Below are 12,643 nucleotides of genomic sequence, written 5' to 3'. Positions count from 1 at the left end.
CAGGCTTGCGCTCCTTCGTCGCTAATTTTAGCCTGTTATTTTGCGCCGGATAGGCAAGCGTTAGGTTTATGAAGAAGCCGATTTTATATTTAAGTTTCTCTTTAATAATTTGCTTTGTAATACTGAAAACAGTCCCATACTGGCCTGAAAGCAAATTGCAGCATGTAGTTTATGTGTTTTTGAATTCAAAAAGTTTTGTAAAAGCTATAAGGGCAACCGAGCAAGAAGGTTATGCTTCAATACAGTGGGTACAAACCTCTGCAGAAACCGAAGTTTCACTAGCTTGGGTTGCTGAAGGTGCCAAATATAAAAAAGTCTCCAACCCAGATTTAAGCAGAATTGTAGTTCCATATAAAGAAAATGGCTTTAATTCACTTTGGCTTCAAAAAGAGGGTGAGGCTTGGATATTAAGAAAAGCTTTTTCCTTTAAAAGTGAGTACGGAATTGGTGAAGGTGCTTACGCTTTAGGTAAGAATATTAACCCCAAAGATGTGTGTTTACCAAAAGTACAATGTTTAGAGCACTTGTTTGATAATTGGTATGTTATAAAAAATTAGTATGCAAAAATAAACCTAACAAATTAATTAAACAGTGGACGTAAAACAGCAGGCTTGCGCTCATTCTTCGCTTAGTTTAGCCTGCTATCTTCCGCCGTTTATTAAGGCGTTATATGCCTAAGAGAGTTATATGAATATTGCTATTTTTGTTGTTTCATTTGTAGTCTATATAGGGATCTGCTTGGCTACCGTAAAACTCCATAAACATGTAGCAGATAATCTTAAACGGGTTAATCGACGTAATTTGCTAAACTTATGCAGCCAATATATTTTGTTTCTGTTGTTTATCGTTACCTACATCCCGTTTAGTATATTCTTCCCTGCGTGGTTAAATGCAAAACTTAGTATTGTGCAAGAGTCCCAAAATGCAACCACTGTTTTCATTTTACTGGGATGTTTAACGCTAGCAATTACTATGTGGCTAGGTTATAAAAAAACTAAGCAGGTTAATTGGTAATCGGCATATAACAAGTCAATTAAATGGACGCAAAACGCTTGGCTTGCGCTCCTTTGTCGCTAATTTTAGCCAAGCATTTATGCCGCTTAAAACGGCGTTTTATTTCAAGGAAGACTAAGTGCAATTTCCAGAGCTAGAAACATCTCGTTTAATTCTTAATAAGTTATCAAAAAGTGACGGACAGGCTTTACTTGATATTTTCACTGATGAAAACGTTGTTAGATATTACGATATCGATGTTTTTAATTCAGAAAAACAATCATTGGAGTTAATTGATTTTTTTAATCAACGCTTTGCTGACAAAGTAGGTGTTCGTTGGGCTATTCGAGTTAAGAGTTCGGGAAAACTAATTGGTACGTGTGGATTTAACTCAATAAACTTGAAGATGAAAAATGCAGGTATTGGCTATGAGTTAGCCTCAAAGTATTGGGGGCTTGGCTATGCTTCCGAAGCTATTAACACGATTATCCAATTTGCATTCTCTAATGACCAACCTTTAGGCGAACTCTACCGGATCCAAGGTGATATTATGATTGGAAATGCTGCTTCTGAGTCAGTGTTAAAAAAGCTAGGTTTCAAAGAGGAAGGAATTAGGCGTTCAAGTGGTTTCTGGAAAAACGAATTCCATGATTTAAAGTGTTTTGGTTTAATAAAACCTGAATTTAAAGAAATATAACAAGTTAATTAAACTAAAGACTTAAAATAGCCCTTTGAATTACAAACTATAACGGTCTGATTTTGGGCAAAGTGAGTTAAACTTAGCGCTTTAACTCACTGAGATGAAAAGTATAAGACTAACAACATGTCTTACACTATTTAGGCAGGCTTTAATTTTTAAGTTCTATATAGCACTTTAATAACATGCCAACCAAAGCGAGTTTTCACTAGATGCGGCTCTAAAATTTCGCCGCTGAAAGCTACTTTGTCAAACTGTGGCACCATTTGCCCACGTCTGAATTCGCCCAAGTCGCCGCCTTTTTTACCCGACGGACAGGTTGAATATTTTTTAGCTAACGTCTGAAACTTCGCACCTTTTTTAAGTTGCTTGATGATGTCTTCAGCTTGTTCTTTATGCTTAACAAGGATGTGCAGTGCGTGCGCTGTATTTGCCATGGAAAATCTCGTAAATTAAAACGTGCGTATAATAACATAAAAACGCATAATCACTGATATGTTATCTAGTTAATCAGGCTGGCTTACAGGTAAGTAATGAACTCTTTTCACTCCTTTGAGACTGTTAAGTGTTTGAATGTGGGACTTAAATAAGGTTGGCTCTATGTTTTTATCGAACTCAATGATTACACGCCCGAGCTCTGGGTCTACAGCTCTTAAATAGCCACTATTCACTTTTGAAAAATCAGCTAACTCAGCAGACTCAACATATTCTTTTGCTACAGACAAAACGAGTACACCACATTCATACTTTAAACCTTCGTAAACGCACTGATTTCGATCTTGCTTACAAGCACTTATAAAGCTCGTAAACAAAAGGATGTTGAAAATAAAAATACGCTTAAACATTATTGCCCCTAAAAAGCGGGTATTTATTAAAAATACCCGCTATTACTTTACTCTGCTACAGGAACTGTAATTGGTAGAACAACCCTTCTTAGAACAGCACTTTCATCACCTCTAACCCATAAAATAACTTCATAGTTTAGTGGTTCTATTGATGCACTTTTAACGCCTTGCAATGTTACATCAAAAGTTACTGTGTCACCTGGTTTAGCCGCCTGGATGACTTCTGGTGTGATATTAGCTACCCACTCTTCTCCAGAGATATGTTCAATCGAAATATCAATCTCTTTCAGCGCTTCATCTAATGCTTCAGAGATTCTATCTGCGATTTCATTACTGTCTGTTGATAGCATAAATGATACACCGCCCGTTGCGCTTACAACACGGTTGATATCTTCTGTTGTATCACTGTTACTACCACTTTGAAGTCCAAACACCGTGATGCCTTTATCTTGCAGCTCACTAATAACTTGTGTGAAACCTGCACCTGGATAGTCAGTTTCGAGATCAGAATCATGGAAAGCGGCATCGGTCGCAAGTAGCACAACCTTTAATGCCCCTTCACGCCAACCTATACTAGAAGGCGATATTTCACCCGCGTCTGTGTATTGACCGTCGTCGTTGATATCGCGTCCTGCGCCTGTTGCTACTTGATAAAGGCCTTCAAGTTGTGACTCTTGATAATCACCGCCATAAAAGGTCTCTAAACTAGTAATACCTGACTTCACATCATCAACATTAGTGGTAACTTCTTGAAGTAAATAAAACGCTTCATCACCACTTCCTGCACTACCATACCCATCAATTGGAAAATCAGAAAATGCCGATACACCAAAGGCTACGTTAATACCCCGACCAGTTAAGTTATCAAGGATTGCATCAGCTTGTGTCTTTAAATTACTAATGTCATCGTCATAGCTACCGCTAACATCAATTAAAAACATAATATCTAATGCATTTACTGTTGTTTCTGGTAAAGAAAACTCGATGGTTTTATTAATTTCAGTGCCTTTGCTCAATGAAGTAGCTGCCATAACCTCAAGATCAGAGTCCACTGTTAATTGTGCTGTTTTAACTGCCGAATTAAGGTTTAGTAATTTTGTAGGTGATGTAGTGCCTACATCTTTAGACTCATCAGATAAAACAACTGTATTACTTGCAGTTGAAAGTAAAATATCACGAACTTCAGCGGCTTTTAACGATGAGTTGATACCTTTGATCAAACCAGCAGAACCTGTGACTAAAGGCGCAGCATATGATGTCCCGCTTCCAACTTCGCCATTACCCCAACCTAAATCGACACCGGGCGCAGCTATATTTACCACTTCTCCCATACGTGAAAAAGTAGCATCCATATTGCTACTATCAGTCGCAGCAACAATTAGCGCGTTTGTTTTCCACGCATCAGCGCCAATATCATCTTCAGATAGTAATAGCTGGTGATCAGCTTTTTCGCAGTTGTTACCTGCAGAATACACAAGTAACGCATCTTTTGATTTTGCATATTCAACAAGGTTGGTTTGATTTAATCGCCAGCTACGACGGCTTTGTAACCTTACTTCAGTTGGATCTGAGCACTTACTTGTATCACCCCAAGATAAGTTAACAATACTTGCGCCATTATCTATTGTTGCTTTAGCACCAGCAATTAAGTCAGTTACAAATGTTTTCTCGCCAATGCCAAATGGGCAATCAGCCGCACTTAAAATTCCATCACAACGTCTAAAATACACATCGGCATGAATAACATTTGCATACGGGTTAACCCCCGAATAACTTTTACCTTCTGCCATATTGTACGCTGCAACAAAGCTAGTAACCCACAAGCCATGCTCTGAATCAGTATCGTCAGTATCTGTGGTTACATAACCTCCGTCTGCTAATATCTGTAATCGAGATAGTCGTGACTCATCTAAACTAGTTTGTGAATCTGAGATACCTGTATCTACAATTCCCACTTTTACTGATTCTAAACTGTCTTCTTCAATAGCTTGCCATGCTTTATCTGCAGAAATGATACTGTGCCAATAATCACCTGTGTAAGTCGATTCATCTTCAACACTTGCAACCTTCTTAGCCATTGCCAGCTGCATCGATTTATTCGATTTTGGCTTTTTAAATTTGATCGGATTTTCTCGTAGGCTATCTGGCGCTACAATTTCATTTAATCCAGAGTGACGTACCCCTTCAAGGTTTGCTAGATCATTAATCAACACAGACTCTTCAGCTGTATCTCTAACCCTTACTTGCATTAATTTTAATTTTTTGTCGTAGCTGTTTAGTGAACCACCCAATGAATCAATTTTATCGAGTACTGCCTGCTGCTCTTCAAGGGTAATATCTTCTTTTAAATGCACTAACAGTTCATTTTGAGCTGCTTCAACGCTTCTTCCGTTAACCTCAATGGTTTCTAAGCCTTTAGGTGAACCAAGCGCATCTGTAGGTACATTGACAACAATTACATCAAGCGTCTGAGTAAATGTTTGACCATCGTTATCAGTAACAAGAAGCTCAAATTGAAGCTCTTCATCAAAGTCTACATCTGGGGCTGTGAACTCAAGGTTAGTGTTTGAATTATCAGCTATTTCTACCTCAACGCCACTTACTTGCGACCATGTATAAGAGATAACTTCACCATTTGGATCAGATGCCTCAAGGTTTAAGGTCGCCGATGTATTTTCATTAATTTCTTGGGGATCTTTAGCATCAATTACAGGAGCAATTAATACATTTTTAATAGTCAATGTTGTTGTGTGTTTAGCCAAAGCACCTTGGTTATCTGCTGCTGTTAATTCAATTTCAACAGTCGTATCTTCATCAACCTCGGGGGCGGTAATTGAAAAAGTAGCGTCAGTCGTATTAGATAAATCTATTTCTGGGCCTGAGAGTTGTGCCCATTGATAACTACTGATAGTGCCATCGGAGTCCGTTACTTCAGGTTCAAGAGTTAAAGTTGTAAGTTCATCGAAGCTAACTTGACTCTCTGCGCTTATAACAGGTGCAATATTTTGTTTTTTATCATTACTGTCATTATCGCTACCACATGCTGCTAACAATGAAGTAGCAATTAAGGTAAGCGCAATATTGCGAGGGTGTTTCATTATTTAATCCTTAAATAATTTAATCGTTATTACGAATAAAAGAACACTTTGGAGATATAAGCCTTTCCATGGTTTATTAACTAGAAATGCTAGGAAATATAACAATGGGCTATATATCCAAAACATAAGCACGCTAACATCTTGTCAGTGCGCTCTAGGTGGGAAAGTTTAATACAAAAGAACCACAATGCAACAATCACAAACAACTTTTTTCATTTAAACACAACAATTTAACAAGCGAAGCTTACTAAAAACCTCTAATAGCAATAATACAAAAAGATGGATTTTGCTCATTTTGTCATCAAGCACCTTGCTATATAGCTAGTTAAATCCTGCCGTTATTTATTTGAATGATGATTTATAAAACCATTAATTAAGAAAAATTGCGCAATGTAATACGTTATCATTATTGCGATATCTGCATGCGCTATTTCTAAATAAAAACGGTTAAGGCCAAGAATAGAGTCTGATATAACAAACACTGCTCCACCTAACACTAAAAAGCCGTTCGATTTATCCGTCATCCAAGTAAGGCTTGCCATTATGGTAAGTACCAACATATAGAAAATTACCGGAATGAGCATGTCATTCAAGTTTGGGTAGAATAAGCAAAAAACGATGATGGCCAAAAATAGATAAAGAAGTAAAACGTCTAATCGCCAGTTTTTAATTGGCAACATGGTAATGATATAAAAAGCGTGGCTAACAAAAAATGCCGCTAAACCGCCTATAAACAGTTGCCCCGTATCAAGGGCTAGCAACACATCACCTAGTGCTGAAAAACTAAGAGCGAATAATAAAGTAATAAAAGTGCGATTTTGTAACTGACTACGCCCTTTTAACACCATCACAATCAACAGGCCGATTGGTAGTGTTTTAAATAGCGCCATAATAGGCTGAGTTAATGATGGTATAAAGAGCAGTAAAGCAATGTAAACCGAGCTTAGGGTTAGAAAGAGAATGTTCATATTCTTATTATTGTTACTTGTTCCCAATAACGAGAATAGCAAGCTTTACTCTAAATGTTTATAAAAAATGCTGCTTTTGTCTTTCGGTCAGTAACTTACACTGTGTTTGCTTGCCAAAAAACCGATACCGATTACGACCAAGCCAATCATAGATACGATCGCGAAAGCCTTTTGGCAGCAGCTTGAACACCTTAGCCGAAGAGAAAGGAAAACCTAGTTGAGTTGCGATAAATAACACAGCATCACTTTGTTTATATAACTGGTTATTATCAATCACTAACATTGAAGAGAGTGGATCGTCAACTTGATGCGCCTTTAGTAAACGTTCACCTTTATCGCTTTGCATGGGGCATAACTTAAAGGTGATTTGCTTATCAAAGCGAACAATAAACTGAACACAAAAATGGCACAGATTGCACTGACCATCAAACAAGATGACTGGGCAGTGGGTTTGCAAGATTAACCGCTTACCTGCACAACTTGTTTACCGGTAAAGCCACCAGCAAGTTGTTTATTTAATGCAGCTGAAACAGCCTCGGCGGTAAAATCAACAGCATGAATTTGCGGTAATTTGATCTCGCCACGGGTTGCATTATCGAGTAATAAGTTACCCATAAAGCTCAGCTTTTGCTGCGCACATAAGCTATTTGCAAGCCACGCTCCGCCTAACGATACAATGCCGATATTGGGTGCGCGCCTAAACATAAGTTCTTGTTCAAACTTAGGTAACTCATTTAAACAGGCAATTCGGCCACAAAAGCGCATTAGCTCAACGTTACGAATGGTAGTATCGCCACCAATACAATCAAGCACCGCATCAAAGCCTTGCGGACCTAATTCACGGCGAATTTTATCTTCAAGTTTTGGGTCTTTGTAATCAAACACCACATCAGCACCTAATTGCTTAAGTAACTTATGATTGTGTTTACTGGCAGTGGTAAACACGGTGGCACCACGTTGCTTAGCAAATTGAATAGCGAATTGACCAACGCCGCCCGCACCTGCATCAATAAACAGTGAATCCCCTTCGCTTAGCTGCAATTTATCAAGGGCAATTAATGCCGTCATACCTGAACAAGGTAAGGTTGCAGCATCTGCCGGTGATACGTTATCTGGCACAACCGAAACCGCATAGTTTGGTACCGTTGTGTATTCAGATAACACACCTTGGTCGCCAAGGCTGGCGTGCCATACAACACGTGCGCCAACACCTGGGAATACACCTTTACTTGCCTGAACAACCACGCCAACAGCATCATGACCTAGTACATGAGGGTAATGCCATTTACAAAAACCTTGTTTTGCAAAGTTGGCATCACCATGATTTAAGCCCACATATTCAACTTTAACCAAAAGCTCATTGCCTTCAGGGCTCGGTACTGGCACAGAAAGCTCAGATAACGCGATGGCGTCATTCGGCTCAAGCAGTGCAAGCGCGCGCATTGTTGACGGAAGTTCTGTAGTTTGTTGAATATGTGACATTGAATACTCTGGGTTAAAGGTTGTTTAGTTCAAAGCTCCAACGACCATTAAATGCTTGATAAGCACTTACTTTGGCCTGTAATGAAGCAATTGTTGAATCAACAGCGTTCTCTTGCGCTATTAAAACATCCTGTCTCGCATCTAACAACTCTAAGTAAGGAATTTGTCCTTCTTGATACATTGCTTGAGCTTGACCAAATGCTTTATTGGCATAATTAAAACGCTGATCAGCATAACTTAACTGTTGCTGCTGTTTGACTAGCCTTTGTAAAGTAAGTTCACTATCGCTAATGGCTTTTAATACTTTACTTTGATAGTCACTGTAAGCAGCTTCACTTAAAAATTGCTGTGCATCACGCTGAGCTAATAATGCAGGATAGCTGAGTAATGACCATTCAACTTTTGGTGTGACTTGCCATTGTTGCACAGTATCTTCTAAGCCATTGCTGGTTAAGCTCACCACACCTGCAAACCCGGCCAAACTAATATCTGGCAGAAGTGCTTTTGAGGCGGCAACACTTAGCGAATAAGCCTGACTAAACTGATATAAAGCACTGGTGATATCTGGTCTCAGTGCCATTGCTTCACTGGCTTTATTAAACGACACACTAAATTCGTGACTGAGTAACTCAGGCTCTTCTATCAAAGTTATGTCACTTGCAAGTCGCCCTGTTAGAACCGCAAGGGTTGCGAGGTCGCGATATTGCAAGTAACTAAGCTCAGGAATAAGCGCTTGTTGCTGCTTTAACTGCGCTAGAGTGCGGTTAAGATCAAGTTCATTCGCAACCCCCTCCTCTACTCGCGCTTTTAACACATCAATACTTTGCTCGAGCGCCTCGATTTGCATTTCAATAATCGCTTGCTTTTGTACATTACCTTGATAGCTGACATAGCCTTGCACCACGGCAGAAACCACTTCAACCTGTAATGCTCTTAACTGCTCGGCTTGGTTTAGTGCACCTGCATTAGCAGCATCGACTAACGCTGTAATACGACCAAACAAATCAAGCTGCCAATTTACGTTCACACCTGCGTTTGATTGGCGCGTAATTGCGCCATCTAAGCTGCTGCGCTCTGCGCCCACACTTAGGCTGCCCTGCGGATAATAATCCGCGCGGGCTGCACCTAAACGGGCAATGGCTGCATCAAGCTGAAGTTGACTGGTTTTTAGGTCGTGATTCATTGCTAATGCATCAGTCACTAAATTGTTTAACTGCGCTGAATCTAAACGACGCCACCAGTTATTTTCGCTCGCACCTTCGTTTTGTTCACCAATTTGTGTATCGCTAACAAATTGTGTCAGGCTCACTTGCTGCTCTTGCATATCAACGCTTTGTGCGCAGCCTGCTAGTGCTCCGGCTAACAGCATCGCACTGACTAGTTTGCCGTGTTTAAAGATTCCATGAAGAGGCTTATGCATCGTGTTGCTCCTTCTGCGATTTTTTAGTGACTAACATATAAAACACCGGGGTGAACAATAAGCCAAACACAGTTACACCAATCATGCCTGAGAACACTGCGTTACCCATAGCATGACGCATCTCTGCACCTGCACCTGTGGCTAAAACAAGAGGTACAACGCCTGCCGTAAAGGCAATTGATGTCATTAAAATTGGGCGAAGTCGTAAGCGACACGCTTTAATAATGGCTTCAAGGTGAGACAACCCCGTTTTATGCTGATCTCGTGCAAACTCTACCATCAAGATGGCATTTTTACTTGCCAGTGCAACCAGTACGATTAATGCAATTTGCGTAAAGATGTTGTTGTCATCACCGACAAACCACACACCTAACAGTGCCGAGAAAATCGTCATAGGTACAATCAGAATAATAGCCAGTGGTAATCTTAAGCTCTCGTATTGCGCTGCAAGTACCATAAACACAAGCAATACAACAAGTGGGAAAACATACACCATGGTATTACCCGCTAATATTTGCTGATAAGTTACTTCTGTCCACTCAAACTCAATACCATTTGGTAATGTATCGGCAAGGATTGCTTCAATCGCATGTTGCGCTTGATCTGAGCTATAACCTGGTGCTGGGCTACCATTTAATTCAGCTGTAGGGTAACCATTGTAGTGCATTACACGATCTGGGCCTGTTGTTGGTGTGACAGTTAATACAGAGCCTAATGGCACCATTTCACCCATGCGGTTACGTACTTTAAGATTCAAGATTTGCTCAGGATCTTGGCGGTAATCAGCATCAGCTTGCGCATTAACCTGATAAGTACGACCAAACAAGTTAAAGTCATTCACATACACAGAACCTAAGTACACTTGTAGGGCATTGAATACTTCATCAAGTGGAATACCTTGGATAAGCGCTTGCTCACGGTCAATGTCGATATCCATTTGCGGTACTTGAATTCTAAAGCTTGAATAAAGCCCCATTAACGCTGGGTCTTGCTGCGCTTTCGCAATGGTTGCTTGTAAGCTGTTAAAGAGTGCTTCAAAGCCTTTGTTTGCACGGTCTTCAATTTGCAGTTTAAAGCCGCCCGTTGTACCTAAACCTTGAATTGGCGGTGGCGGGAATACCGCAACAAATGCTTCATCAATACTAGCAAACTTTTGATTTAACTGAGCCGCAATCGCCATTGCCGACATGCTCGGATCTTGACGCTCCTCAAAAGGGGCAAGCGGTGTAAATACAATGCCGCTATTAGGGCTATTTGTAAAACCATTCACCGATAAACCAGGAAACGATACTGTGTTTGCAACACCCGGTACTTGTAATGCAATTTTTTCCATTTCTTGCACGACTTCTTGAGTTCTGTCTAAACTTGCCGCATCGGGTAACTGTGCAACAGCCACTAAATATTGCTTATCTTGCTGTGGGATAAAACCACCTGGTACTGCGTCAAACAATTTTACTGTGCCACCAACAAGTGCAACATAAGCAACTAATACAATCACACTCATACGAATTAGCTTTTGTACCAGCTTTTCGTAGCCATTGGCGCCTTTATCAAATAAGCGGTTAAAAGGTTTAAATAACCAGTTACCAAATACACGGTTTAATAGTTTAGTTAAACGATCTGGTTTTGCATCATGACCTTTTAATAGTAACGCCGATAACGCAGGCGATAGTGTTAACGAGTTAAACGCAGAGATAACCGTCGAAATAGTAATGGTTAAAGCAAATTGCTTATAAAATTGACCAGATAAACCCGTAATAAATGCCGTTGGAATAAATACCGCACACAATACAAGTGCAATGGCGATAATTGGCCCTGTTACTTCTGTCATTGCAACACGGGTTGCTTCAAGTGGTGATAAACCCTGCTCGATATTACGCTCAACGTTCTCAACCACAACAATGGCATCATCAACAACAATACCAATGGCAAGAACCAAACCGAATAGCGATAAGGTATTAATCGAAACCCCCAACCATTGCATAACCGCAAACGTACCAATCAAAGATACCGGTACTGCAATCAGTGGGATTACTGATGCACGCCAAGTTTGTAAGAACACCACAACAACGATTACAACTAATGCAATTGCTTCTAGTAGCGTTTTAATAACAGCATCAATTGAACCGCGTACGAATACAGTTGGGTCATAAACAATGTCGTATTCAACACCTGCCGGAAAGTCTTTTGATAATACTTTCATGGTTTCACGCACTTGATCAGAAAGCTCAATCGCATTTGAACCTGGGCGCTGGAAAATCGGCATTGCAAGTGCAGGTTGACCATCTAACATCGCTCTTAATGCATAGGTGTTTTGGCCTAATTCAAGGCGTGCTACATCACTTAGGCGTGTAAGCTGACCTTGCTCACCTACTTTGATGATCACATTTTCAAATTCTTCTTGTGAGCTTAAGCGCCCTTTTACATTCATCAGAATTTGAAATTGATTACTTTTCGAGGTAGGTTGCGCACCTAAACTACCCGCAGCAACCTGTTGGTTCTGAGCGCGTAATGCATTTACTACGTCCATTGCTGTTAAATCGCGAGCAGAGAGTGCATCAGGGTTAAGCCAAACACGCATTGAATATTGACCACCACCAAACATTTGCACATCACCCACACCGCCTAAGCGCGCAATTTGGTCTTTGATATACAAATCAGCATAGTTCGCTAAGTAAGTCGTATCATGCGTTTTTTCAGGCGAATACAAATGCACCACCATGGTTAAATCAGGTGATGATTTTTCGGCTACAACACCTAAACGCTGAACTTCTTGTGGTAAGCGTGGTAGCGCACTGTTAACACGGTTTTGCACTTGAACTTGTGCACGGTCTAAATCAGTACCTAATGCAAAAGTAACTGTTAAAGTCATGCGGCCATCACTGGTTGCTTGTGAAAACATATACAACATGTTTTCTGTACCATTGATTTCTTGCTCAAGTGGCGTTGCCACTGTTTCGGCAATCACCGTTGGGTTAGCACCCGGGTAATTTGCTGTAACTACAACCGTTGGCGGTACAACTTCAGGGTACTCACTCACTGGCAATTGAAATAACGAAATTGCCCCTGCAATGAGAAATATAAGCGACAGCATCGCTGCGAAGATGGGTCGCTGGATAAAAAAGTGTGAAAATTTCATT

Annotated in this window: 10 protein-coding genes; 2 read left to right on the top strand and 8 right to left on the bottom strand. The window is 40.3% G+C overall.

Going from position 1 to position 12,643, the window contains the following annotated elements:
• The first annotated feature begins 68 nt into the window (after window positions 1–68).
• Complete coding sequence (locus AOG27_RS06235; protein ID WP_054552148.1) at window positions 69–557, top strand: hypothetical protein; 489 nt, start codon at window positions 69–71, stop codon at window positions 555–557.
• A 575-nt stretch (window positions 558–1,132) separates the two neighbouring features.
• On the top strand, window positions 1,133–1,690 hold the full coding sequence (locus AOG27_RS06225; protein ID WP_054552146.1) for a GNAT family N-acetyltransferase: 558 nt from the start codon (window positions 1,133–1,135) through the stop codon (window positions 1,688–1,690).
• Window positions 1,691–1,848: 158 nt separating this feature from the next.
• Here AOG27_RS06225 and ppiC read toward each other — a convergent pair whose 3' ends face one another.
• The 8 genes from ppiC to AOG27_RS06185 form a co-directional block, all read right to left on the bottom strand.
• Entirely contained in the window at window positions 1,849–2,127 is a 279-nt protein-coding gene (gene ppiC / locus AOG27_RS06220) for a peptidylprolyl isomerase PpiC (RefSeq protein ID WP_054552145.1), read from the bottom strand.
• A gap of 69 nt (window positions 2,128–2,196) precedes the next feature.
• Window positions 2,197–2,535: a hypothetical protein gene (locus tag AOG27_RS06215; protein ID WP_054552144.1), complete on the bottom strand. Its 339-nt coding sequence runs from the start codon at window positions 2,533–2,535 to the stop codon at window positions 2,197–2,199.
• Between the two features lie 47 nt (window positions 2,536–2,582).
• Window positions 2,583–5,633: a S8 family serine peptidase gene (locus AOG27_RS06210; protein ID WP_054552143.1), complete on the bottom strand. Its 3,051-nt coding sequence runs from the start codon at window positions 5,631–5,633 to the stop codon at window positions 2,583–2,585.
• Window positions 5,634–5,971: 338 nt separating this feature from the next.
• On the bottom strand, window positions 5,972–6,601 hold the full coding sequence (locus AOG27_RS06205; RefSeq protein WP_054552142.1) for a lysoplasmalogenase: 630 nt from the start codon (window positions 6,599–6,601) through the stop codon (window positions 5,972–5,974).
• Window positions 6,602–6,659: 58 nt separating this feature from the next.
• Window positions 6,660–7,034, bottom strand: coding sequence for a thiol-disulfide oxidoreductase DCC family protein (locus tag AOG27_RS06200; RefSeq protein WP_235523679.1), 375 nt, complete (start codon window positions 7,032–7,034; stop codon window positions 6,660–6,662).
• A 26-nt stretch (window positions 7,035–7,060) separates the two neighbouring features.
• On the bottom strand, window positions 7,061–8,083 hold the full coding sequence (locus AOG27_RS06195) for a zinc-binding dehydrogenase (RefSeq protein ID WP_054552140.1): 1,023 nt from the start codon (window positions 8,081–8,083) through the stop codon (window positions 7,061–7,063).
• Window positions 8,084–8,096: 13 nt separating this feature from the next.
• Window positions 8,097–9,503, bottom strand: coding sequence for a TolC family protein (locus tag AOG27_RS06190; RefSeq protein WP_054552139.1), 1,407 nt, complete (start codon window positions 9,501–9,503; stop codon window positions 8,097–8,099).
• Window positions 9,496–12,642, bottom strand: a complete 3,147-nt coding sequence (locus tag AOG27_RS06185) for an efflux RND transporter permease subunit (RefSeq protein ID WP_054552138.1) — start codon at window positions 12,640–12,642, stop codon at window positions 9,496–9,498. Before AOG27_RS06185 ends, AOG27_RS06190 begins: the two co-directional genes overlap by 8 nt.
• Window position 12,643: the final 1 nt, after the last annotated feature.

The sequence above is a fragment of the Pseudoalteromonas lipolytica genome (assembly GCF_001306915.1).
GTDB lineage: Bacteria > Pseudomonadota > Gammaproteobacteria > Enterobacterales > Alteromonadaceae > Pseudoalteromonas > Pseudoalteromonas simplex.
This window is presented reverse-complemented; position numbering and strand designations above follow the sequence as displayed.